Origin of the sequence: Microcoleus sp. PH2017_08_TRC_O_A, from assembly GCF_020738665.1 — a bacterium.
Lineage (GTDB): Bacteria > Cyanobacteriota > Cyanobacteriia > Cyanobacteriales > Microcoleaceae > Microcoleus.
Genome location: NZ_JAEQCE010000086.1, coordinates 5,086 through 28,087, shown reverse-complemented (window position 1 = coordinate 28,087; position 23,002 = coordinate 5,086). Strand labels below are relative to the sequence as shown.

Below are 23,002 nucleotides of genomic sequence, written 5' to 3'. Positions count from 1 at the left end.
ATTTACACATATTTGTGGGATGGGCGTCCCGCCCGTCTTTTCTGGACGGGCGGGACGCCCATCCCACAATAATTAAAATTGTAAGTTATTTAATTCGCGATCCTTAGTAATGGTTGAAATTGCCGACGAATAAGATATAAGATGTTGTATCATTCTTAATAAGTCTTTTAGCAACAGGCAAGATGCCTGTTCCACAAAAAAATTCACTCTTTGTGGAACAGGCATCTTGCCTGTTCAGAGAAAAGCAGATTTGATATGATGCTAATTTTGGCGTACTATCCACACTAAAAATCCCAATATTCGATCGACGGGAGGTAGGGGATAGTCGCTAAGATCGATCGTCACTATTTGCCCTTCTAGCTTGAGAAACCGCCAAGCTGTGCCGCTGGAAACGCTACCGTAGATGGCTGAGATCGATCGCCCTTTCGCTTCATTAAACCTCTGGGCCGCCACCATTTCCGCAATACACTGCCCCAAACCTACTTTCAAATCTCCTTTTTTAGCTTCTACCATCACAATGGCTGGGGCTTCAATGTCTAATTGTTCGGGGGAACGACTGATCAGAAAATCGCAGACTCCTGTAAGTCCAACAGCAGCATCGACATTGAATTCCTCACCCGAAAACACGCTGATTTGTTGGTTGAGAATCCTGCGAACTTCCAGCAAGACAGGGTTGATAATGGCTTCAGAACGGGCTTTTTCGGTGCTGGTGGCGATCGCCCAAGGCAAATTTGTCTCCAGCATGGTCTGCAAGGCTGTTGCAGGTGCGATCGGCTCAATTTCCGGCAAAAATCTGATTCCTTCCACTACTGTGAGATTGAAGGCTTCTTTAACTTTGCCGATCGTTGTAAATTGACTGTAAGACATAAGAGTTTATGTTTTGATTTCTGCTTTTTACTTAGAAAATCCGGCGGTTGAAACCGCGTCTACACAAACGATGTCCGCCTCCGCGGACTGAAGACAAAAACGTAATTTTTATCGCATTTTTACCGTCCATTCTTCAACCCGCGGAGGCGGGTTTTGCCTGTATAGACGCGGTTTCAACCGCCGGGTCTTCTTCAACCCGCCGACACGAATTTTCTATCACACTCGCTGCAACTTCGCCGTCCTCGGATCGATGATTTTCCGCCCCAAACCTGTAAACTTAATTGCCAGATTAGTTTTATCGCCCACTCCCAAAACGTGGGTAATTTCTCCGACTCCAAAAGCATGATGAAAAACTCGTTCCCCAGCTTTCCACTCTGATGGAGAACTCCCAGAATGGGCTGCTGAATTATTAGTTTTTCCCTGGGATCCAGCCGTTTTACCAGTCTTAGTTTTCTTCGTAGTTCCAGCCAACAAATGTGTTGGCAATTCTCCCAAAAATAGCGAAGGCGTGCAGTGTTCGCGGTATCCTCCCCAGAGGCGGCGTTCGCGAGTGTGAGTGAGAAATAGCAATTCCTGGGCGCGAGTGATGCCGACGTAGCACAAACGGCGTTCTTCTTCGATCGCCTTTGGGTCATCTAAACTGCGGAAATTGGGAAATAAACCCTGTTCCATTCCGACGAGAAAGACTACGGGAAATTCTAACCCTTTGGCTGAGTGCAGCGTCATCAGCGATACGCGGGAATCGTCTTCTTTCAAGTCATCTAAATCGGATGCTAAAGATGCTTTTGCTAAAAATGATGTGAGGGTCGGTTCTTCGTTTTGTTCTTCAAATTGGATCACCGCATTGTACAATTCTCGAACGTTTTCGATCCGATTTTCGGCTTCTTCGGTTCCTTGGTTTTTCAAATCGTCAATGTAACCGGAATCTTCGATAATTCCTTGGACAATTTGTGACGCGGACGTAGTTTCAAGTTTTTGTTGCCAATTACCGATCATTTGGGCAAACTTAACGATCGCTTTTGCCGATCGCCCTGCGAGAGTATTTACAGAAGACTCATCGCTGAGGATTTCCCACAACGGTATCCCCAACTGGGTTGCAGCCTCTTCGATTTTACCAAATGTGGTGTCGCCAATGCCGCGGCGGGGAGTGTTGATGATGCGTTTGAGGCTGACGCTATCGTCGGGATTGGCGATCGTTCGCAGGTATGCTAAGATATCTTTGATTTCTTTGCGATCGTAAAACTTCAGACCGCCGACAATATTGTAGGGAATATCTAAGTACATTAACGCTTCTTCAAAGGAGCGAGATTGAGCGTTTGTGCGGTAGAGAATTGCAAAGTTGCTACCGTGTTCGTATTCGGAGTTTTGGCGCTTCAGCGTTTGAATTTGACCAGCTACAAATTGCGCTTCATCTATTTCGTTGTCAGCGCGCCACACCACAACCGGAGCTCCGGGTTCGCGAGTCGGGCGCAGAACCTTATCAATGCGTTCGGTATTGTGTTCTATCAAGTGGTTGGCGAGTTCGAGGATGTTTTCGCGCGATCGATAATTCTCCTCTAATTTTACCATTGTCTGAGTCTTCTCGTCCGACAAACCATCGCCAAAATCTTCTTGAAATTCCAGCAAGATAGTATAATCTGCCATCCGAAAACTGTAAATTGATTGATCGACATCACCCACGACAAAGATTGAGCGATTTTGCCATTTATCAAACTGTTTCGGGTCAACGTTATTCGTGACTAACATCCGAATCAAATCGTATTGAGTGCGGTTAGTATCTTGGTATTCGTCTACTAAAATATGGCAAAACTTTCTATGCCAATAATTTAATACTTGCTCATTTTGGGATAATAGTTTAACTGGAACGAGAATTAAATCGTCAAAATCTAAGCCGTTGTTAGCTGCTAAAGCATCTTGGTAGCGACTGTAAACATCGGCAATTACGCGCCCTCTGTAATCCGGTTCGGCGGCGAGGAATTCTTGAGGTGACCAACCTTTATTTTTAGCATTGCTGATGACGTAGCGAACTTTGCGCGGGTCAAATTTCTTATCATCGAGGTTGAGGACTTTGGTAACGATTTGTTTGACGAGAGTTTGAGCATCTGACTCGTCAAAAATCGAAAAATTCTTCTTCCACTGGCGGCCTTTTTCGTCTTGATATTTCTCAATGTCGTAGCGGAGAATTCGGCCGCACAGAGAGTGGAAAGTCCCCATCCAAATCTGTTTGGTAATTCTGTGGTAAATTTGCGATCGCAATTTCGTCTGTATTTCCGGCGCTAAATCTGCCAAAGGTTTGCCATATTCCGCTTCAGCTTGCTGAGTCGCCAGCAATTTCTCAATTCTTTCTTTCATCTCCCTAGCGGCTTTATTGGTAAATGTCACCGCTAGAATATTTTCAGGATCGACTCGGTTGGTGCGAACTAAGTTAGCTACGCGGTAAGTTAGAGCCCGGGTTTTCCCGGAACCGGCGCCTGCTACTACTAACAGCGGCCCGTTGTAATGGACGACTGCTTGGCGCTGGGATGGGTTGAGGTGGCTGAGGTGATCGGTAGTTTGAGTCATAGTTGGATAGTTAGTTCTGGGATTTTTTTAAGGGATAAATAATACTTAGTGTTTGATACGGGGAGTTTTTTTAAGGTCAGGCGCGATCGCCCTACAATATAATATCATGAATATCGGACGCACGGTTGAAACCGCGCCTACACAAACGATGTCCGCCATAAGACGGCGGTTGAAACCGCGTCTACACAAACCATGTCCGCCTTCGCGGACTGAATAAAATAAGATAATTTTCACTGCTTATTCTTCAACCCCTCTGAGCTCGGGTTTTGTCTGTATAGCCGCGGTTTCAACCGCCGGGTATTCTAACGTTTCAATATTTGTTTCAGCAAAATAGCAGCTAATATTCCCAAGCTAATCCAGATGGCAATAATTACAGCAGTGGCTGTCCTATTTATCGGTTTTCCTCGCTCTATTTCCGCGGCTGCTTTTTCCCGACACTCGGCTAAAACTTGTGGCGGAATCATCTTGATTACCAACCAAATTCCTAATGGTACAATTATTAAATCGTCCAAGTAGCCGAGAATTGGGATGAAGTCGGGAATTAAGTCGATCGGGCTAAAAGCATACGCAACTGTAACACCTGCTAAAACTCTGGCGTACCAAGGTACTCTTTGGTCTGTACTGGCTAAATAAACAGCGTAAGTCTCTTTTTTGAGTTGGCGGGCAGCTTGTTTTAAGGATTGCATATAAAAAATAATGACTGATGACTAATAACCAATGATTAATGACTAATGACCAAGGGTGCATCTGGGTTTTGAAGAGGGCGAAGCATGACCGCATATAAGTTATTAGTTATAATTTCATATTCACTGCGGTCATGCTTCGCCCCTACAGATATATTTGCCAAACCCAGATGCACCAATGACTAATGACTAATGACTAATGACTAAAATTTTTAGTTGCTAAAAACGTAACAGGCTGAATCTTTAGCAATTCCAGTGCGAAGGTCAAGTATATCATCTGTTGTATGTGAGGAGCATCGAGTTTATGAATTCAAATTTGCAACGCAATACTAGAATCAATTTCCGCAGTCTGCTAACAGCGTTATGTTTAACCTTAACTCTCGTTAGTTTTGTGAGATTAGATCCGGTACAGGCTCAAGAACAGCGGATCAGAACGCTAACGGTTACTGGGCGAGGTGTGGAAGCGATTCCGACAACTCAAACTTTCGTGTATTTGGGGGTTGAGGTGCAGGGAAAAACGGCGGCCGAGGTGCAGCAGGAAGCGGCAAAGCGATCGTCCGCTGTGGTAGAATTGCTGCGATCGCGCCAAGTGGAAAAACTCGAAACCGCCGGTATCACCCTCAACCCGAATTACAGCTACGAAAACAACCAACAGCGCTTAATAGGGTATACTGCTACGAATACCGTTAGTTTTCGCATCAATACTCAATCTGCCGGCACTTTGCTAGACGATGCAGTGAGCGCCGGAGCAACCCGAATTCAAGGTGTGAGTTTTGTAGCTACTGAAAGTGCGATCGCCCAAGCTCAAAAACAAGCACTCAAAAAAGCAACTCAAGACGCTCAATCGCAAGCAGATGCAGTCTTAAACGCGCTCAACTTCAAGCGGGGAGAAATTCTCAGCATTCAAGTCAACGGTGCTTCCGCACCGCCTCCTGTGTACCAGAATTTTGGTGGTGTTCGTGCTGCTGGTGATATTGCTCTTCCAACACCGGTGATAGGAGGGGAACAGCAGGTAAATGCTTCTGTGACTTTGCAAATTAGCTATTGATGTTGTGCAGTGCGAGCGTCCCCGCTCGCGTTCAGAATAACCCCCCGCTCGCGTTCAGAATAACCCCCCGCTCGCGTTCAGAATAATCCCTCGTAAGGGTTCAGAATAATTGCTCGCACTCTCGCGATCGATCGCGATTGGGAACGCTCGCACTCGGCTATAATTCCGATATCATCGGCTTTGATTTCAAGCCGACACAGTTAGGAAGTTATTAATAGCTGAAACCATTGCTTTCCTTCTTCCTTCTTCCTTCTTCCTTCTTCCTTCTTCCTTCTTCTATAAAATTAAATAGGAAGTTCGATCGCAAATTCAGTACCTTTCCCGGCGATAGACTTGCAGAACAATTGACCGCCGTGCTTATCACTCACAATCTGCTTAGCGATCGACAATCCCAGCCCCGTGCCCTTACCAACCGCTTTCGTGGTAAACAAAGGTTCAAACAAATGTTGTTGAATCTCCTCCGTCATTCCCAACCCGTTATCCGCAATTCGGACGATCGCACTTTCGCGCAAAACTTCCGTACTAATCGTAATATTCAGAGGACGCTGGTCTTTTTCCCAAGCCTCTTCCACAGCATCAATCGCATTTGCCAGCAAATTCATAAACACTTGGTTCATCGGGCCGGGATAGCATTTAATTAGGGGCAATTCACCGTAGTTTTGGATAACTTCAATGGCGGGGCGACATCCTTGATCCTTGAGTCGGTGTTTTAACAGCAACAGCGTACTATCTAGAGTTTGGTGCAGCTCAATCGCGCTCACAGTATCTCCATCCGAACGAGCAAAGTTTCGCAGCGACAGCGAAATATCTTTAATGCGCTCAGTGCCTACTTCCATGGAATCTAACAAGTGAGAAAAATCCTCGATCACAAACTCCAAATCTATGTCTTCAATCTTGCTAGCGATATCTGATGGAGGTTCAGGATAATATTTTTGATAAAGGCTAAGAAGTTCTGTAATCTCAGTAAGATATTCCTTTGCAGGCGCAATGTTGCTGACCATAAAACTCAGCGGGTTGTTAATTTCATGGGCGACTCCCGCCACGAGTTGTCCCAGGGCGGACAGTTTTTCTTGCTGCACTACCTTGACTTGGGCTTTTTGTAAAGCGCAAGTGCGTTCTGTAACTTGCTGTTCCAGATTGTCGGTCAACTCTTTGAGCCGCCAGTGAATGTTAACTCTCGCAATTACTTCGTCTTGTTCAAAAGGTTTTGTGATGTAATCCACCGCACCTAATGACAATCCTTTCATCTTACTTTCGGCATCTGCTAAAGCAGTCATAAAAATGACTGGAATTGCCTTTGTTAGCTGGTTCTCTTTAATTCGGCGACAGGTTTCAAAGCCGTCGATTCCCGGCATTTGCACATCTAGCAAAATTAGTTCTGGAAAAAAGTTTTTTGCCGGATTGACCGGACATTTTTCTAGCATAACGAGCGCCGATTCTCCGTCCACGGCTACCCGCACTTTGTAGCCTGCTGTTTTTAAGGCTTGCGACAGCACAGACAAATTGGTGGCACTGTCATCTACTATCAAAATAAATTTTTTATCAGACTCAAGCATGATTTTCCCCCTTAAACTTTTGATAAATGTTCTTGAATCAATGCCCGCAGCTCTTTGACTTGAAAACCTTCTGCCAAAACGAGTATTTTTTGGGCAAAAATCGCGTGTTCTGGATTCGCTGTTTGGATTTCCTCGGCAATCTCGATTACCGCATCTAAATCGCCAGATTGAGCTTGTTCATCTAATAACTGTAAAATCTCGATCGCCGGAATCTGCATTTCATTTGGCATCGCATTTTGCGCTTTTTTACGCGCAGTTACTGTGTCGTCATATACCCAGTCCAATTGCAAATATTTTTGAAGTAAGCCTAGCAATACATCTGCTTGTACTGGTTTTGGCAAAAAATCATTTCCGCCTGCATCCAGGCTCTTTTGGCGATCGATCTCAAACACGCTTGCAGACGACACTAGCACGATCGCATCTCGCAGTTGAGGATGAGTGCGGATTTGGTGCAAAAACTCGAATCCGTCCATCACCGGCATCGCTAAATCGGTGAGGATTAAATCGGGTTTGGTGGCTAAAGCGATATCGAGTCCTTCCTTACCATCAGCCGCTTCAATCATCTTAAAGCCGATCGGTTCTAGCAAGTTCACCAGCACAGCCCGATTTTCCCACCTGTCATCCACCACCAGAATTTTGCGTTTTTCACCCAAGTAACCCAAAACAGCGCCCTGTTCGACGATTCTCGAACTATCAGCCCAATTTTGCGCCTCCGGGAGTGACACTTCAAAGGAAAAAATACTGCCAACTCCTGCACGACTGTCGATCGCAATTTCACTCTGCATTAAGCCCACAATCTTTTGACTGATCCCAAGTCCCAATCCAGTACCTTCCGATTGTTTTTTCACATCACCTACTTGCTCAAAAGGCAAGAATATTTTCTTAACTTGTACTGCGGTCATTCCCGGGCCTGTATCTTCAACTGTAAAGCGAATTTTATATATTTTTTGATTTAAATTTAACTGAGAACTTGAATCGGAAAACTCAGCATCTTTAATCACATCAACCTGAAAAACCACTCCGCCTTTTTCCGTAAACTTAGTTGCATTTCCCAGCAAATTTAGCAGCACTTGGCGCAAACGTTTTTCATCACCGCAAACCCCTGTCGGGAGTTGCGAATCAATCTGCAAATCAAAGGTAATTGCCTTTTCCTGGGCGCGAATCATGCAGATTTCCGCAACACCTTGGATGAATGAAGGTAGGTGAAAAGCTGTGGGATGCAATTCGAGTTTCCGGGCTTCAATTTTCGACAAATCCAAGACATCATTAATCAGCGTTAGCAGGTGCGAACCGCACTGATAAATGATATCAACACCGCTGCGTCCTTTTTGCGTCATCGGTTCGCTGCGCTGGAGAATTTGTGCGTAGCCTAAAATGCCGTTGAGGGGAGTTCGCAATTCGTGGCTCATGTTAGCCAAAAATTCGCTTTTGGCGCGGTTGGCGCCGTCTGCCATTTCTTTGGCAATTTTGAGTTCTACGGTGCGTTCTTCGACGCGATGTTCGAGTTCGAGGTTGGTATTTTCTAGGGCTGTAAAAGAGTCGCGCAGTTGCTGCGCCATGTCGTTGAAGGATTCCGAAAGCACGCCCAGTTCATTCTTACCGGAGACTTCCACAGTGCGATCGAACTTCCCAGAGGCGAAATCCTGTGATGCTTGGCTCAATAGTGCGATCGGCCCAGCAATCAGGCGGGAAGTGTAAAAACCCACAACCGTAGCCACAATTAAGGCGCCGATACAAAATAGAATCGTAGTGCGAGTATTAGCATTAATTTGCCCCATGAAATCCGATTCAGGAACCGCCACAACTACCAACCAATCCAATCCCCACTCATCTTTCCAGGGTAAAATTTGGACAAACTGGTGTTCTTTATTCAGCAAGAAATCAAGCTGTTGATTATCTTTAATCTTGTTGAGATCGCCAAAATGCTTAACTAAATATTGAGATGTCGATCGGATCAGCACATCGCTACTTTCTGATGCGTTTAACCGTTTAGGCTTGCCATCAATCAATTTAAAAGGTTGCTCGGTGCTGGAACTCGCAACAATTAGCCCGCTGCGTTCCAAAATAAACGTTTTGCCCGATTTACTGACTTTCAATTTACGCAAAAAATCGCTAATTTCCGAAAGACGCTGGTCGATGACTATGACACCAATTAGTTGATTGTTCTTGTCATAAATCGGTCTGTTTGCAGAAACAGACAGAGGATAAGGCGTGGTTGTCCACTGATATAAAACCCATGTCTGTTTTCCAGCTTTAACCGTGTTTGAGTACCACGGTTCTTTCTCGAACTCAAAATTTTTAAATATCTCAGCAAGCTTAGTGGGATTGCCCTGACTATCTGTATTGTAAAAGTAATGATCTCGATTGCCACGTTGCTTTGGATTGCTGATGCCAGAAATAATATTTTGATCTGTTTGATATCCAGCACCCGCATACTCGCCTCCTGGAGCGCCAAAGCTGATGTAGCCGACATTAAACAATTGCATCTGTTTCCAGAAAAAACGAGCCATATTATCTAAATCTTTGGGATCGAGCAATCCCACATCGAAGGCATCACCATTAACTTGAGCAAGGTGGCGTGCTGTGTCGAGTTGGCTGTCCAGATGCTGGTCAATGCGGCTGCTGACTTCAGTCCGCAGTTGAGATGCCAAATCGTTGACTGCTTTCTGTCCGTTGCGAAAAGATAAGTAGCCAACAATGCCGACCGCCCCCATGATTTGTAACACGAAGGGGACAATCAAAACAGCTCGCAGCGGGGCGCTACCTATGAGTTTGTTAAAGATTGAAGCCTGGGATGATGGCATATGACAATTCGCTATTGCAGCGATGCGGATATTCTTTTTGCTCGACTACACTTAGGCAAGCTGTTTTTTTATAGACATCGATCGGGCGATCGCCTTTATTTGAGTATCACCTAATTTGTGGTTATGTATCGATATTAACCCAAAAATGGTTTAAGCTAATATTTTTCACAATGAATTTAATACCTCGCCCGCACAGCAGCACTTCTAGAAGTTTCTCTAAGTTCCTCGGAGAAACGAGGTTAATGAGGTAAGGGCGTTGTTGAGGTGTTGTTCGCACTGTCCTGGTAAATAAATATCAGGGGATTCTCGTAGGAGTTGTGCCTAATTTATACTTGAAGTTTGGTGGCAAATACTTAAGTACATAGAATCGGATAAGTGCGATCGAGAGTTGTTTGGGCGATCGCATATTTAAAGTAAAATAAAAGAGAAAGTCCGTGCAGAGTGCCTCCTCTTTTTGAGCGCCACACCTAGGGATTAGGACATCTGAGTTTCAAAAAGTCTGCTTTGATCCAACCTTTGTACTCACTTGCTCTCAATCTTGTCGTCAAATACCAGACATTTCCTTCACTATCTTTGCGACTGAGTGGAGATACGACAGCACTTTTATTTTGGTCATCATTAGCGACAATGACTAGATTTCCTACCGATACAGTGCCTACAACGCTAAAAATGCTTCCCGCACCCGATCTGATATTAACTTGTGAGCCAATATCTTCACCTACAATATCGGCAACGCAGCTTTTGTCTGTGATAGATTGAGCGCTGACGCTTTTAGTGATTTGTGGAGCGAAGATAGTGAGAGTGGCGATTTCTACAAATACGAAAACGCAAATTTTTACAGGTTTCATGAGTTGAAGATGAGCGACAATCAGAGCTTGCTTGAGTGCATCGTGGTAGATATCTTGAACTGGCATCGCGAGGCGAGGTAATTTGATATTCTACATTTTAGCTCAAGTGCGATCGCCCGGGAGCTGCATCCCAAGCGCGATCGCACGCATATCCAATCCGGTACCTCACTGCCACAAACGAGCGTTCCTCATAATGGAATAGACATTATCTGATTGACCCACTCCTCGGCGTTAGAAGCTTCCCAGACTAAGATGAGTGCATCAATAGCCTCGCTAATTGGGAGATTTTGAGAAATAATCAGAACTCCTGAACTGTTTTGCGACAGTATGAACTCACCAAACTCGATCGGCATAGTCTTGCGATCGTGCGTTACAAGAACTCTGCCATCTCGCGCTGTAATTGCCAAAACTTCCTCGTCTTTCTTGCCTTCAAATCCTGCTGCGTTGGCTGACTTAAAATCTATATCTGCTTCTCTGCGGATGGTGCCAGCTACAATTGCTTGCTTTAGATCGGCATCTGCCTGAAATCGAACTTTCATCATAATGCGCCTTTTTTCCGATTTTGAGCAGTTATCAATTGTTGGTACAGAAGTGGACTTTTTTGTCTCAAAGACTGTTGCAATTCCTTAAATTCTGCTTCACCTTCTTCTAAGTACGCATCAACGATTTCTCGGTTGGCAAGATAAAAGGCGATCGCACCATAAACCTGTTCTAGCGAAAGAAGTGGAAAATTTTGGGCAATGCTTTCGGGTGCTTCTCCATTCAAGAAGGAATAAACGACTGAATCGAAGGAAATGCGAGTTCCTTGAATCCAATACCCTCCGTTGCGTTGTTCGATATACTGCTTTGTTGGACTGATGGCTAGTGTCATAGGGATCATCGCTGCTTTTTATCTAGATTTTAAACGAATTAGATGAGATAGTTAGATTGGCGATCGCCTTTCTTAAGCGATCGCAAACTCTGTATATTGCCGTAAATGCGGTGGATGAAACGCCAAAACAATCTCTTCCCGCGAAACCCCAGCCTGCAAAAAATCTGTCACCACCCCATCTTCTGTCCAATCCTCCTCAATCCAAATTTTGCCATCCCGCAATCGCACGTGAATAGTATTGACCTTAATCCGTTCTTCCCCCTGCCAACCCATTACCATCAATAAATAATTGTCGTGTTCCTCGTCAAAAACCAGCACATTTTCTAGCTTTGAATTGGTCGATTTTGACCCCAATTCGTAATATTCAGTTAAAATTTTCCGAATCAAATGACGATAATACTCTAATTTATCCATCGCTCAATTACCTCCTCTTCAGTGTCAAAAGTTAGCAATTTCACCCGATTAGTTTCAACAATTAATTGGGCGAGTTTCTTTTGAAAACCATCCTTATAAACCCTAGTTGCGACCGCTAAATACAATTCGTACTCAGATTTTTGGGCTTGTAAAACATTACGATAAATGATATATTGACCAACTGCATTTTCTAGATCGTTGATGAAAGAGCGGCCTAAAAAACTCTTCACCTCAACAATAATTTTTCGTCCTTGCTGTTCTGCTGCTATCGACTTTTCGGCGGCAATATCAGGATAAAGTTTATCACCACCATATTCCAGCATATAGTTTTCGGCTACAATCAACCAGCCATCTTTAATCAGCGCTTGCTTGACGGCATCATGGTAGATATCTTTAGCTGGCATCGCGAATTCAGTAATTTGATATTTCAAATCTTAACTCAACCGATCGCACATCCCATCCCCACAGCCCGCCAACATCCAAACCGCTGACAGCAAAATTTACTAACTGGCATCCCCCCAGCAAACCCAGCAAATGCAATTACTGCCGGATCGGATCTCGAAGTACCCGAGATCGACTACAGTAAACACAAAATATTATTGGCGGTGATTTGAGTGATTGAGACTTTAGCAACAGGAATCGCAGCAGCCGGTTCGCTGCTGGCATTGGGCGGATTGGGCCTAGAGTTGAACTATCGCCGGACTGGGAGTGCAAATAAACTAGAACTTACAGCCGGAGAATGGCACTTAGCCATAAACGAACCCAACCGCTATCTTTTGGTTGGCGAAATGGAATTCCGCAATCTGACACAGCGGTTCGAGATTATGTTGCCAGATGTGCGGGCACAGGTGAAACTGCTGTCAGACGGAAGTTTAGACGGCGTGACTTCCCAGACAAAAGTCATTCCTGGTCACGAAGACGCAGAAGCAAGAGCAGACGATTACTGGTTCGGCTATATTGTTAAAGCCCAAAAAAACACGAAAATTAAAGTTTCCGTAGACATTCAAGGGCAAGATTTAAACAAATTGCAGTCAGCTTGGGTGCAAATACATTTCATCACCTACGGCCCAAGCGGGCGCATCCCCAGAGTCCGCAACGTAGTAGTCCCGCTGCAATTTCCCAACTCGGACACCGTACCCACAGCCCGCAATGTCGGCGTTGCAGAAGTCTTCCCAATTCGCACCCACATCCTCGCCGAACTCGACAATCCCGTCGAAATTGTCAAGCGTTACGTGTTACCGCGCGCCAACAAAGGTGATATTGTCGCCCTCGCCGAAACTCCCTTAGCCTTGATGCAGGGACGCTACCGCCATCCCAGTGAAGTCAAACCCGGATGGGTAGCCAAGCGAGTCTGCTTGTTTTTCTTGCCGATGTCGAGTTTGGCCACCGCTTGCGGAATGCAGACATTGGTTGATGTAGTTGGGCCTTGGCGTGTAGTGGCCGCATTTGCGATCGGCTCTATAGCTAAAATATTCGGTAAACCGGGAGTCTTTTACCAACTTGCAGGGGAACAAGCCAGACTGATTGACGATGTTACGGGAACTTTGCCTCCCTTCGACCAATTTATCGTGCTTGGCCCGGACAATCCCCAGCAAGTTGTAGAGGAAATTCAACGAGAAACTGGACTTGCGGCGGCGATCGTAGACGCTAATGACTTAAAAGCAGTTAAGATATTAGCAGCGACCTCCGATTTATCGGTAACATTTTTAGAGCAAGCGTTACGCAGCAACCCCGCCGGGAATGCTGACGAGCGAACACCGGTTGTGTTAATTCGACCTCTACCACAGAAATCTTGAGTTGAAGACTGAAAATTAAAAAATCAAACTAATGATTTGAAATTTTTAATTTTAGATCGATCGAGAAAGGGTGAAGAATTAAAAGTTATAAGTTGAGAACTCAAAACTTCCGTAACTCTTCCCCTTTCTTAAAGATATTTGATTTTTTAATTTTCTTGTCCAGTTTCGTGCTATTACGGTTCTCAACTTTCGTGAGTGACTCGCCAACCAAAGCCTGTCAAGTTAAAGCTAAAAGCCTTTGTATATGTTGTTTACCGCTGAGGCCAGATCCCCCTAAATCCCCCTTAAGAAGGGGGACTTTGAGAATGCTCCTGTCCCCCCCTTCTTAAGGGGGGCTAGGGGGGATCTGGCCTCAGCGGTAAACAGAAGACCAGCAGTACGTTTGACATTAAGTTGACATCAATAACCAATAACCAATAACCAATAACCACTAACCAATAACCAATAACCAATAACAAATAACAAATAACAAATAACCACTAACCACTTGAGAATTTCTATATGACTTCATTTCCCTCCCAAAACCAAAACCAGGTTGTGATTCGCCCGTTTCAGTACCGCGACATCGAGGCGATGGAACAATTGTGCGTGGAAACAGCCGAACAACCAGAAAAACGCAAGGGCGCAAGCTGCGACTTGGTACTAGGTAAAAAGTTTCAGCAGATTCGTCGCTGGTACGGGCTGCTAAAGCTGTTTAGCTTGTTTCCCAACCCTGGTCAGTCGCTGTTTCGAGCCCATGTTGCCGAAGAAGAGGGGACAGTTAAGGGCATAATTCAGATTTCTCCTTTCAACCGCACCCGCAGCACTTGGCGGATCGATCGCGTCGGGGTAGACCCAGAAGCCCGCAGCAAAGGCATTGGTTCGATGCTGATGCGGTACTGCTTCGAGGCAGTCTGGGAGGCACGCACCTGGCTGCTGGAGGTGAATGTCGGCGATAAAACTTCCCTGGCCTTGTACCGCCAGAACGGGTTTCAGCCGTTGGCCCAGATGACTTATTGGTCGATCGCCCCGGAACGCCTCCAAGAAATGGCCTCCGCGACGCCAGATTTGCCCAACCTGCTGCCCGTAAGCAACGCTGACGCTCAATTTTTATATCAACTCGATACCGCGTCTATGCCGCCGTTAGTACGTCAAGTATTCGATCGGCACATTCAAGACTTCAAAACCAGTTTCTTCGGCGCCTTATTTGAAGGTGTCAAACAGTGGCTGAGCAAAACAGAGGTAGTCAGCGCCTACGTATTTGAACCGCAGCGCAAAGCTGCGATCGGCTATTTTCAGATACAGCTATCCCGCAACGGCCAACAGCCGCACGTCGCCCAACTGACAGTGCACCCGGCCTACACTTGGTTGTACCCCGAACTGCTATCCCAAATGGCGCGCCTCGTTCAAGATTTCCCAGTCCAAAGCCTGCAACTGGCTTCCGCCGACTATCAGCCGGAACGGGAAGCTTATTTAGAGCAATTTGGAGCCGTGCGTTTGGAACACAGCTTGCTGATGTCGCGATCGGTGTGGCACAAATTGCGCGAGTCCAAGTTAGTCTCCCTCGAAGGACTCCAGCTATCAGAAATGCTGCAAAGCTTCCAGCCAACTCGCAAACCCGTACCGGGTAGGATGTCCTGGCTCGGCCCGATGGCTGGAGAAGCCACAACAGGGCCCGCGTCGTCTGAGATTAAGCCCTTTTTGTTGGACTCCGGAAAAAATCAAGCTAATCAAGTTAACCCTTTGAACAGCCAAAATCCTGAATCTGGAGCAACAGATGCTAGCAGCATTTTGCCTCTGAATTTGCCGGAATTGCCGATCGACGGCGACGCCCCAGAGTAGAACTTAATTTCTGATATAATGTCGGCTAAATTAAGGGTTTGTAGTGAGGACTTTAGTCCTCTTATTTATGCGGACTAAAGTCCTCACTACAAACCGAAAAAACCCAACTTCTTCCCTTCTTCCTTCGCGTTATTCGCGTCTTCGCGGTTCGTAAAAAAATATCCGGCTCAGAAACAAATAAATCTAAAATCTAAAATCTAAAATCTAAAATTGATTGATGTTCAACGAAAAATTATGGATTTCAGCCCTCGGATTAGATATCGGCAGCAAACGAGTCGGCATCGCCGGATGTGACGGCACTGGTTTAATCGCTACGGGGATTACTACTCTGGTACGATCGTCCTTCGATCGAGATGTAGCTTGTCTCAGAGAACTCGTGGAAGAGCGAAGAGTGCAAATTTTGGTGGCTGGCCTGCCCTACTCCCTCAACGGAGAAGTGGGCACTCAAGCCCGAAAAGTCCAGAAATACGCCACTCGCATCGCCACCGCCTTAGAACTCCCCCTAGAATACGCCGACGAGCGCCTGACTTCTGTGGGCGCCGAGGAACTGATCCAAGCCCAAGGGATGTCCCCGTCGCGCCATAAGGGTTTGATCGATCGCAAAGCAGCGGCCTTGATTTTGCAGCAGTGGCTAGACGAGCGCAGACAAAAGCAAGAGCGCCATTCCCAATCCTCATAGGTAGTAACAGAGGCGTGATATCCTAGTTGTGCAAGTTTGCTACGCACACCTGTAAGCGTTGACACATGGGAGAAAAATCCCCAGAACCTCGGTACTGAAGCAGCACATAACTGTGATTTGTCCTCAGTGTCGCTCTGGACTCGGCTGAGATTTAAACGCTGCACTCCTCGCCTGTGGAAAATGCCGCGAGTCTCGCGGTTTAAGTTTGTGGACTGGCGATCGCCCGAAGAGGCCCAATATCGCCACGAAAATCCCCAATTGTCAAGCAAAGATTACTGAATTATTGACGGAAAATTAAGATACACGCGATGTCCTCATCCCCATACCGCAAAGAGAATGGTAATTCCCACGAAACGTCCGTCACCCTGACGGATGAATTTGGGCGATCGCTAACTTGCAACATAGAATATTCGATGAACCTAGAAGGTCAAGAATACGCCTTGCTGTTGCCGATCGACTCTCCTGTAGAAATTTTTACTTGGCACGGAGACGATACCGACGAAGCAGCAATTCCTGTAGAAGACGAGACCGAAATAGACACAATTTTTGATACTGCTAAAGTTGTCCTGCAAGAGCAGAACTTGACACTCCGGCGCACGGCGGTGACACTGACTGTAGTTGGTGAATTGCCGGAATTTCCTGACGAGGATTTGGAGCCTAATGCCGATCCCGATGAGGAGTCAGAGTTCGAGGAACTAATGTGGTTGACCAGCTTCTATCACGAAGAGCAGGAATATGCCATTTATACACCTCTAGACCCGTTTTTTATCTTGGCTCGAATGAATGATGACGGCAAGCCTGAATTGCTCTCGGAAGAAGAGTTCCAAAGGCTGGAACCGATGTTGCCGATGCTAGAAGATCAGTTCTTTGATGAGCTTGATTAGATATTGAGTTCAGTTTTGCTGGGCTTGTGAAGTGCAAAGAAACTGGTTTAGAGTAGGGGCGGTGTCAAGAGTGGCCGCCCGCTTCGGGTTGATGATGTATACTCGATCGACCTGCAATCTCTAATTGCAGAAGGCATGAGGGCAAAAAGCAGAATATTTGACTATTTTAGACAAAAGTCAACTGCTAGGTCGATCGAACTTTTTCCCTGATTCCGCCTTCCTGTCAGCTCGGGCTATAGAATTGGGCAGCGTGAAGGGCATATTTTCAAGGGCTGGTATCCGTAACTTTTCGGTCATCAATCGCAGGTCATCACTCATTAGTCGCTACTTAATCGCCGCTTATCGAGGACAACGGATTATGAGTAAAGAACAACTGACCAAAGGCAGCGCGCGCGAGGGCCAAAAAAAATCCCCGAAAGTCTCTAAATGGTTGTTTTATCTGGCGTTGCTGCCTGCAATTTGGGGAGTTGGCGCTTGGCAGGGCTGGGCTTGGTGGAGCTGGGCTTCTGCCCCTCCTAAAACAGCCGCCGAGTCAACTCCCCCGTCCAAGGATGCTGCTGTTTCGATTCAAATCCCCCCCGGTACTTCCAGTCAAAAAATCGGGCAGGATTTGGAAGCGGCGGGCTTAATTCGATCGGCAGGAGCATGGAATATGTGGGCCCGCTGGCTGACTATGCAAAACCGCGACGGAGGTTTTAAAGCCGGAACTTACCAACTCTCACCGACTCAGCCTCTGAGTGCGGTTGCTGAAAAAATTTGGAAAGGTGAAGTCGTACAGCAGAGTTTCACGATTCCCGAAGGGTGGTCATTGCAACAAATGAGCACTTATTTTGAAGCCCAAGGTTTTTTTCCGGCTAAGGATTTTATGGCGGCGGCGAGTCAAGTTCCCTACGCTGATTACCCTTGGCTACCCAGTGGCTTGCCTCATTTGGAAGGGTTTTTGTACCCGGATACCTATCAGTTAGACGGCGATGCAGTCAGCCCGGAAGCTGTGATCAAACAAATGCTCGGCCGTTTCGAGCGGATAGCTTTACCGGTCTTTCAAAAAAATCAGAACAATACTAAGCTTTCTTTGAAAGAATGGGTGACGCTGGCGAGTATTGTAGAAAAAGAAGCTGTGGTTGCTTCCGAACGCCATCGCATTTCTGGGGTATTTACCAGTCGCTTGAATAAGGGGATGAAATTGGGTTCCGATCCGACGGTGGAATACGCCCTCGGCATCAGACAAACCAAGGAGAAACCTCTGACTTTTAAGCAGGTGGAAACGCCTTCTCCCTACAATACCTATATGAATGTAGGGCTGCCACCAACTCCTATCGCAGCTCCGGGAATCGCAAGTCTGGAAGCGACTCTGGCTCCTGAAAATACAGAATACCTGTATTTTATGGCTCGATACGACGGCACTCACATTTTCAGCCGCACTCAGGCGGAACACGATGCTGCTGTGGCTCAAGTTGACCAGAAAGTGCGATCGGGTCAATAGATGGCCAAGGACTAATACATATAGCCTTTCGAGCTTTCATATGAGGTACTCATGGGCATAGGGCATAGGGCATAGGGCATAGGGCATAGGGCAGCCTCCGTGGGCATACCTCACCACGCTTGAGAACCGCTAAAAGTAAAAAGTCAAAAGTTATATTGGATTCGGCTACATCGGAATTATACCGAGCGTTTGAGGCTTCTCATGAGCAAGCGGGACAGCACTACACTCCGAAAATGCTGATTCGGATGCAAACGAAAACGATATTACAAAGCAAAAGCCATAATTATTGACTTTTTACTTTTGACTTTTTGAATGTTTAACTTCCCGCTTCTTATTTCTCAATCTAAAATCTAAAATCTAAAATCTAAAATCATTATGACTTGGGGAAAACTACTACAGCCAGACTTAGTTCTAGGCAATTCGGTCGTAAATTTAACGGCTGATATTCTTGAGAAATATCATATTAAAGGATTAGTGTTGGATGTGGATGAAACTCTCGTTCCCATTACAGCAATGAATGCTTCTGAGGAACTCAGCCTGTGGGTGGCAGAAATTAAACCTATAGTATCGCTGTGGTTGGCGAGCAATAATTTAAGTCAGACTCGGATCGGTCGAATTGCTGAGTCTTTGAATCTACCTTACATCACTGGTGCGGCTAAGCCGTCGCGGCGCAAGTTGCGAAAAGCGGTGACGGCGATGAATTTGCCGGTGGAACAGGTGGCGATGGTGGGCGATCGACTTTTTACTGATGTTTTGGCCGGCAATCGTTTGGGTATGTTTACTATTTTAGTTGAGCCAATGGTTGATGCTGGGTATGCGCTTCGCAAGTATCCGGTGCGTTCTTTTGAAGTTTGGGTGTCTCAAGCTTTGGGTGCTTCTCTTGATAGCAGAAAGTAGTCAGTTGACAGTTGACAGTTGACAGTTGACAGTTGACAGTTGACAGTTGGCAGTTGGCAATTGGCAGTTGGCAGTTGGCAGTTGACAGTTGGTGCATCTCAGTTTTGCATTTGTAGTAGTGCTGTCCCGCTCGCGTGCTTTACAAAGCACGCGAGCGGGGACGCTCGCACTGTAAAAAAAAATATTTTTGCGAAAATGAGATGCTCCCGTTGACAGTTGGCAGTTGACAGTTGTCAGTTGATATTAGTGCTGTCCCCGATCGCCAATTATACAACGATCGCGATCGCAAACAGCACTACAAATGCAAAACTGAGATGCTTCCTATGAAGACTTGCATTTTTCACTACAAATCAATTTGATTGCGGGCGTGCGATCGCAGATAATATAACTAATAACTAATAACTAATAACTAATAACTAATAACCGATGACTCAAACTATTGTTGTTAAAATAGGAACTTCGACACTTACTCGATCGACTACCGGGAACTTAGCTCTCTCAACTATTGCTACATTAGTCGAGATTTTGGCCGGTTTGCAGCAACAAGGCCATCGAGTAGTGTTGGTTTCTTCCGGTGCGGTGGGAGTGGGCTGCGCGCGCTTGGGCTTGACGGAACGCCCACGAAATATCGCTCTGAAGCAGGCTGTGGCCGCCGTCGGACAAGGGCGGCTGATGCGCGTTTACGATGACTTGTTCACTACTCTACAACAGCCGATCGCCCAAGTATTGCTCACCAGGGGCGATTTAGTACAGCGCAACGGGTATGTTAACGCCTACAATACGTTTCAGCAACTGCTCCGGTTGGGCGTAATTCCGATCGTCAATGAGAACGATACTGTAGCGGTAGACGAGCTCAAATTTGGCGATAACGACACGCTTTCGGCGCTAGTAGCGAGTTTGGTAGAAGCAGATTGGTTGTTTGTGCTCACCGATGTCGATCGGCTGTATTCAGCAGATCCGCGCAGCAATCCCGACGCACAGCCGATCGCCCTAGTAGAAAGTATGGCACAACTCACAGCATTGGACGTACAAACAGGAGATTCGCGCAGCGGTTGGGGAACCGGCGGAATGGTGACAAAAATTGAAGCCGCCAGAATCGCCACAGCATCAGGAGTACGCACAGTCATCACCAACGGCTGCTTTCCTGGTAATATTGAGAAAATATTGAACGGCGAGGCGATCGGCACTCAATTCGAGCCGCAACCGCGCCCAGTAAACGCTAGAAAACACTGGATAGCCAACGTCTTAATTCCAGCCGGAAAACTCTATTTAGATCCGGGTGCTGTCAAGGCAATTTCCCACGGCGGAAAATCGCTGTTAGCTGCGGGAATTGCTCAAGTAGAAGGAGAATTTCAAGCTGATGATTCCGTGCAGTTGTGCGACGGAGAAGGCAAACAAATTGCGAGGGGACTTGTCAATTATAGCAGCTTAGAGTTGAGACAAATCAAAGGGTGCAAATCAGATAAAATTGCTGAGATTTTAGGTTATGCAGGCGTAGAAACCGCAGTACACCGAGATAACTTAGTGATTGTTTAATTATTAAAATAAGACGTACGAATGGAATTCGCATCTACACAAACGATGTCCGCCTCCGCGGACTGAAGAAGGTAACATAATTTTAACTGCCGGCTCTTCAACCCGCGGAGGCGGGTTTTCTTTGTGTAGGCGCGAATTCCATTCGCCCAGGCGCGAATTCCATTCGCGAGCGTCTTCTCTCGTGGGGTGAGTGCTTGTATAGACGCGGTTTCAACGGTCTTCTTAACAAACGTCTAAACAGTCAAGAGTGCGATCGAACGCAGAAATAGAGGATACTTGCAGCACAGTTTTGCAAGAATTTGTTGTACTGTGTCCAAATAGCTCGTGCATCGCTTCTGTAAATAGTTCAAATACATTTTGTGCTAATTCTAAAGCTGCTTGGCGTTCCGCATCAGAAAGTTCTATCTCTGCTAAAACTTGCAACATCTCCGGTGTATTTAAAATTTGATGATTTTCCAAACCAACATAACTTCCTCCCAAATAAATATATTCTTTTTTATTGATTTTCTCTAATTCCACGATCACTGCTAGCGCCGCCTCACAAAAAACTGTGGCGGTTCCTTCCAAGGCTTCGGCTAACACCAGTTTCTGAATGGGAGAGGCTTTCCAAGCGTAGCGTTCCAGCACCGAACAGAGCGATCGAGTTTTTTTAGTTTCTTCACCCCAAAGCAGCCTGAAGTCCCCGTAACTCATTAATTTGTTGAAACCCAATGTCTCTAGATGTTGCAGATACCCGTACCAGTAGTAGTTTTCTTTGTAAGTATATTTGTTAATCAGTTCCTGAACCTTGTTATTGCTGGAAGAGTCTCGGAGGACGTACTTGTTTAAATCACTCAAGCCCATAGCCAAAGGATCGAGTACAGGTGCAAAAATTAGTCGTTGATTCGGGTGAATGTGTTTATTAGCTAGAAATTCAAATAACGGCAATTTTGCAAACTCATCTTTTTTTTGTGCAATGAATGCCATAATCTCTTTCATAGCTTTTTCCTCGGAGTGGCTGTTCTCAAGATAATCTCGATCCCTGCATTAATTATCTATGTTTGTGAGTCTAAGTAATTGTGTTTCTTGTCATACATATGTGTATTTTAGATCGTATACTTAGCGTGTTTGCCGTCACAAAATAATGTGATTTGCATCATATTATGGAAAATTACCAGAAAGAATTAGTTGAAAGCCTCTCCCTGCTCGGGAGAAATTAAAATCAGACTATTCATTACTCCAATCCTCGGACTTCTAGGTAGAGGTGGCTCTCAAACTGTCAACTGTCAACTGTCAACTGTCAACTGTTGAAAAGATGTCATTGTGAACGTAAGGCATTGAAGTGAAGCAATCGCAGGGGTCTGAGACTATTTTTCTCTGCTATTGCAACCGTAGCGCAGATAAGTATTTAGACTGACACGATCTAAGTCAGGACTTAAGCAGAACCGATGAAAAATAGATCCTGCAATTAAACACACAGATTTTGCGATCGCAAGGGGTAGCTGGCCATGACAGAAATACCTAATTAATGCGTGAGTCCTGTAAGTCTACAAATAACAATTTGCTCTTCCCAGAATTGCCTTTAGGTGCATTGTGAGCTACTCTGTCTTTTGGATCGGTTAAGAAAACAATAGGAGTTAATCTTGGAACGGACTTTTTTAGCGATTAAGCCCGACGGCGTACAGCGCGGACTCGTCGGCGAAATTATCGGTCGTTTTGAAGCCAAAGGCTTTACGCTAGTTGGGATGAAGCTAATCACGGCGAGTCGCGAACTAGCCGAACAGCATTACGCCGTACACAAAGAAAGACCGTTTTTTGCGGGACTGGTAGACTTCATCACTTCCGGGCCGATGGTGGCGATGGTGTGGGAAGGGGGCGGCGTTGTGGCGTCGGCGAGAAAAATGATTGGCGCGACAAATCCTCTGAATTCTGAACCGGGAACAATTCGCGGCGATTTGGCTGTGAATGTTGGCCGCAATATTATTCACGGTTCTGATGCTGTCGAGACTGCAAATCAGGAAATTAGTCTCTGGTTTAAACCTGAAGAATTAAGTGCTTGGACTCCTTGTTTGAGTCCTTGGACTGTGGAGTAGTTTTGATGTTCTCCCGATTGTTAATCGGGAGATATTCTTATTTTTCATAATAATCAAGTCGCATTTATATATTTTTTTTGACCACCCAAATCCCAGAAACCGGGTTGATTCCCTTATCTCTCGTAATCCACCGAAAATTGTCGGAGAAACCCGGTTTCTCGCCACGCAGCGAGAGAATTAA

At 45.8% G+C, this 23,002-nt stretch carries 22 protein-coding genes; 11 read left to right on the top strand and 11 right to left on the bottom strand.

Annotation, left to right across the window (positions count from 1 at the left end; all coding sequences use genetic code 11):
- Nucleotides 1-261: 261 nt before the first annotated feature.
- The 3 genes from JGK22_RS25845 to JGK22_RS25835 form a co-directional block, all read right to left on the bottom strand.
- Nucleotides 262-867: a hypothetical protein gene (locus tag JGK22_RS25845; RefSeq protein ID WP_293314075.1), complete on the bottom strand. Its 606-nt coding sequence runs from the start codon at nucleotides 865-867 to the stop codon at nucleotides 262-264.
- Between the two features lie 216 nt (nucleotides 868-1,083).
- Nucleotides 1,084-3,429 carry a DNA helicase PcrA gene (gene pcrA / locus JGK22_RS25840; RefSeq protein WP_293225500.1) on the bottom strand — a complete coding sequence of 782 codons (2,346 nt, stop codon included), beginning with the start codon at nucleotides 3,427-3,429 and terminating at the stop codon, nucleotides 1,084-1,086.
- Between the two features lie 302 nt (nucleotides 3,430-3,731).
- Nucleotides 3,732-4,115 (bottom strand): YkvA family protein, encoded by a 384-nt coding sequence (locus JGK22_RS25835; RefSeq protein WP_293193206.1) that lies wholly within the window; start codon nucleotides 4,113-4,115, stop codon nucleotides 3,732-3,734.
- Nucleotides 4,116-4,416: 301 nt separating this feature from the next.
- On the opposite strand from JGK22_RS25835, the gene JGK22_RS25830 reads away from it, so the two are divergent.
- Nucleotides 4,417-5,160 (top strand): SIMPL domain-containing protein, encoded by a 744-nt coding sequence (locus JGK22_RS25830; RefSeq protein WP_293314073.1) that lies wholly within the window; start codon nucleotides 4,417-4,419, stop codon nucleotides 5,158-5,160.
- 284 nt (nucleotides 5,161-5,444) lie between these two features.
- Here the strand turns inward: JGK22_RS25830 and JGK22_RS25825 are convergent, their stop codons facing one another.
- The 7 genes from JGK22_RS25825 to JGK22_RS25795 form a co-directional block, all read right to left on the bottom strand.
- Nucleotides 5,445-6,716, bottom strand: coding sequence for a response regulator (locus JGK22_RS25825; protein ID WP_293182174.1), 1,272 nt, complete (start codon nucleotides 6,714-6,716; stop codon nucleotides 5,445-5,447).
- Nucleotides 6,717-6,727: 11 nt separating this feature from the next.
- On the bottom strand, nucleotides 6,728-9,520 hold the full coding sequence (locus JGK22_RS25820) for a hybrid sensor histidine kinase/response regulator (RefSeq protein ID WP_293314071.1): 2,793 nt from the start codon (nucleotides 9,518-9,520) through the stop codon (nucleotides 6,728-6,730).
- A gap of 467 nt (nucleotides 9,521-9,987) precedes the next feature.
- Nucleotides 9,988-10,434, bottom strand: a complete 447-nt coding sequence (locus JGK22_RS25815) for an SH3 domain-containing protein (protein ID WP_293314069.1) — start codon at nucleotides 10,432-10,434, stop codon at nucleotides 9,988-9,990.
- 122 nt (nucleotides 10,435-10,556) lie between these two features.
- Nucleotides 10,557-10,910, bottom strand: a complete 354-nt coding sequence (locus JGK22_RS25810; RefSeq protein ID WP_293142663.1) for a DUF5615 family PIN-like protein — start codon at nucleotides 10,908-10,910, stop codon at nucleotides 10,557-10,559.
- Entirely contained in the window at nucleotides 10,907-11,239 is a 333-nt protein-coding gene (locus tag JGK22_RS25805) for a DUF433 domain-containing protein (RefSeq protein ID WP_293142666.1), read from the bottom strand. Before JGK22_RS25805 ends, JGK22_RS25810 begins: the two co-directional genes overlap by 4 nt.
- A gap of 72 nt (nucleotides 11,240-11,311) precedes the next feature.
- Nucleotides 11,312-11,653, bottom strand: coding sequence for a XisI protein (locus tag JGK22_RS25800; RefSeq protein WP_293314067.1), 342 nt, complete (start codon nucleotides 11,651-11,653; stop codon nucleotides 11,312-11,314).
- On the bottom strand, nucleotides 11,641-12,057 hold the full coding sequence (locus JGK22_RS25795; RefSeq protein ID WP_293182184.1) for a XisH family protein: 417 nt from the start codon (nucleotides 12,055-12,057) through the stop codon (nucleotides 11,641-11,643). The genes JGK22_RS25800 and JGK22_RS25795 overlap by 13 nt, the downstream gene beginning before the upstream one ends.
- A 210-nt stretch (nucleotides 12,058-12,267) precedes the next feature.
- On the opposite strand from JGK22_RS25795, the gene JGK22_RS25790 reads away from it, so the two are divergent.
- The 9 genes from JGK22_RS25790 (at nucleotide 12,268) to proB (ending at nucleotide 20,749) form a co-directional block, all read left to right on the top strand.
- Entirely contained in the window at nucleotides 12,268-13,449 is a 1,182-nt protein-coding gene (locus JGK22_RS25790; RefSeq protein WP_293182186.1) for a F420-0:Gamma-glutamyl ligase, read from the top strand.
- 501 nt (nucleotides 13,450-13,950) lie between these two features.
- Complete coding sequence (locus JGK22_RS25785) at nucleotides 13,951-15,270, top strand: GNAT family N-acetyltransferase (RefSeq protein ID WP_293207871.1); 1,320 nt, start codon at nucleotides 13,951-13,953, stop codon at nucleotides 15,268-15,270.
- Between the two features lie 217 nt (nucleotides 15,271-15,487).
- Entirely contained in the window at nucleotides 15,488-15,949 is a 462-nt protein-coding gene (gene ruvX, locus JGK22_RS25780) for a Holliday junction resolvase RuvX (protein ID WP_293193202.1), read from the top strand.
- Nucleotides 15,950-15,985: 36 nt separating this feature from the next.
- Nucleotides 15,986-16,228: a hypothetical protein gene (locus JGK22_RS25775; RefSeq protein ID WP_293198981.1), complete on the top strand. Its 243-nt coding sequence runs from the start codon at nucleotides 15,986-15,988 to the stop codon at nucleotides 16,226-16,228.
- Between the two features lie 29 nt (nucleotides 16,229-16,257).
- Nucleotides 16,258-16,833 (top strand): DUF3727 domain-containing protein, encoded by a 576-nt coding sequence (locus JGK22_RS25770; protein ID WP_293182193.1) that lies wholly within the window; start codon nucleotides 16,258-16,260, stop codon nucleotides 16,831-16,833.
- 358 nt (nucleotides 16,834-17,191) lie between these two features.
- Entirely contained in the window at nucleotides 17,192-18,316 is a 1,125-nt protein-coding gene (mltG, locus tag JGK22_RS25765) for an endolytic transglycosylase MltG (RefSeq protein WP_293182195.1), read from the top strand.
- 375 nt (nucleotides 18,317-18,691) lie between these two features.
- Entirely contained in the window at nucleotides 18,692-19,213 is a 522-nt protein-coding gene (locus JGK22_RS25760; RefSeq protein ID WP_293182197.1) for a YqeG family HAD IIIA-type phosphatase, read from the top strand.
- A 230-nt stretch (nucleotides 19,214-19,443) separates the two neighbouring features.
- Nucleotides 19,444-19,572: a hypothetical protein gene (locus tag JGK22_RS25755; RefSeq protein ID WP_293193200.1), complete on the top strand. Its 129-nt coding sequence runs from the start codon at nucleotides 19,444-19,446 to the stop codon at nucleotides 19,570-19,572.
- 67 nt (nucleotides 19,573-19,639) lie between these two features.
- A complete protein-coding gene (gene proB / locus JGK22_RS25750; RefSeq protein WP_293207874.1) occupies nucleotides 19,640-20,749 on the top strand; it encodes a glutamate 5-kinase in 1,110 nt (369 codons plus the stop codon).
- 222 nt (nucleotides 20,750-20,971) lie between these two features.
- On the opposite strand, the gene JGK22_RS25745 is transcribed toward proB, so the two are convergent.
- Nucleotides 20,972-21,727 carry a hypothetical protein gene (locus tag JGK22_RS25745; RefSeq protein WP_293182201.1) on the bottom strand — a complete coding sequence of 252 codons (756 nt, stop codon included), beginning with the start codon at nucleotides 21,725-21,727 and terminating at the stop codon, nucleotides 20,972-20,974.
- Nucleotides 21,728-22,371: 644 nt separating this feature from the next.
- On the opposite strand from JGK22_RS25745, the gene ndk reads away from it, so the two are divergent.
- Nucleotides 22,372-22,821, top strand: a complete 450-nt coding sequence (ndk, locus tag JGK22_RS25740) for a nucleoside-diphosphate kinase (RefSeq protein ID WP_293182203.1) — start codon at nucleotides 22,372-22,374, stop codon at nucleotides 22,819-22,821.
- Nucleotides 22,822-23,002 lie beyond the last annotated feature (181 nt).

Bases quoted from the DNA above. Each gene is read 5' to 3' on its own strand.
- JGK22_RS25845 (WP_293314075.1), bottom strand. From the start codon at position 867: ATGTCTTACAGTCAATTTACAACGATCGGCAAAGTTAAAGAAGCCTTC.
- pcrA (WP_293225500.1), bottom strand. From the start codon at position 3,429: ATGACTCAAACTACCGATCACCTCAGCCACCTCAACCCATCCCAGCGC.
- JGK22_RS25835 (WP_293193206.1), bottom strand. From the start codon at position 4,115: ATGCAATCCTTAAAACAAGCTGCCCGCCAACTCAAAAAAGAGACTTAC.
- JGK22_RS25830 (WP_293314073.1), top strand. From the start codon at position 4,417: ATGAATTCAAATTTGCAACGCAATACTAGAATCAATTTCCGCAGTCTG.
- JGK22_RS25825 (WP_293182174.1), bottom strand. From the start codon at position 6,716: ATGCTTGAGTCTGATAAAAAATTTATTTTGATAGTAGATGACAGTGCC.
- JGK22_RS25820 (WP_293314071.1), bottom strand. From the start codon at position 9,520: ATGCCATCATCCCAGGCTTCAATCTTTAACAAACTCATAGGTAGCGCC.
- JGK22_RS25815 (WP_293314069.1), bottom strand. From the start codon at position 10,434: ATGCCAGTTCAAGATATCTACCACGATGCACTCAAGCAAGCTCTGATT.
- JGK22_RS25810 (WP_293142663.1), bottom strand. From the start codon at position 10,910: ATGATGAAAGTTCGATTTCAGGCAGATGCCGATCTAAAGCAAGCAATT.
- JGK22_RS25805 (WP_293142666.1), bottom strand. From the start codon at position 11,239: ATGACACTAGCCATCAGTCCAACAAAGCAGTATATCGAACAACGCAAC.
- JGK22_RS25800 (WP_293314067.1), bottom strand. From the start codon at position 11,653: ATGGATAAATTAGAGTATTATCGTCATTTGATTCGGAAAATTTTAACT.
- JGK22_RS25795 (WP_293182184.1), bottom strand. From the start codon at position 12,057: ATGCCAGCTAAAGATATCTACCATGATGCCGTCAAGCAAGCGCTGATT.
- JGK22_RS25785 (WP_293207871.1), top strand. From the start codon at position 13,951: ATGACTTCATTTCCCTCCCAAAACCAAAACCAGGTTGTGATTCGCCCG.
- ruvX (WP_293193202.1), top strand. From the start codon at position 15,488: ATGTTCAACGAAAAATTATGGATTTCAGCCCTCGGATTAGATATCGGC.
- JGK22_RS25770 (WP_293182193.1), top strand. From the start codon at position 16,258: ATGTCCTCATCCCCATACCGCAAAGAGAATGGTAATTCCCACGAAACG.
- mltG (WP_293182195.1), top strand. From the start codon at position 17,192: ATGAGTAAAGAACAACTGACCAAAGGCAGCGCGCGCGAGGGCCAAAAA.
- JGK22_RS25760 (WP_293182197.1), top strand. From the start codon at position 18,692: ATGACTTGGGGAAAACTACTACAGCCAGACTTAGTTCTAGGCAATTCG.
- proB (WP_293207874.1), top strand. From the start codon at position 19,640: ATGACTCAAACTATTGTTGTTAAAATAGGAACTTCGACACTTACTCGA.
- JGK22_RS25745 (WP_293182201.1), bottom strand. From the start codon at position 21,727: ATGAAAGAGATTATGGCATTCATTGCACAAAAAAAAGATGAGTTTGCA.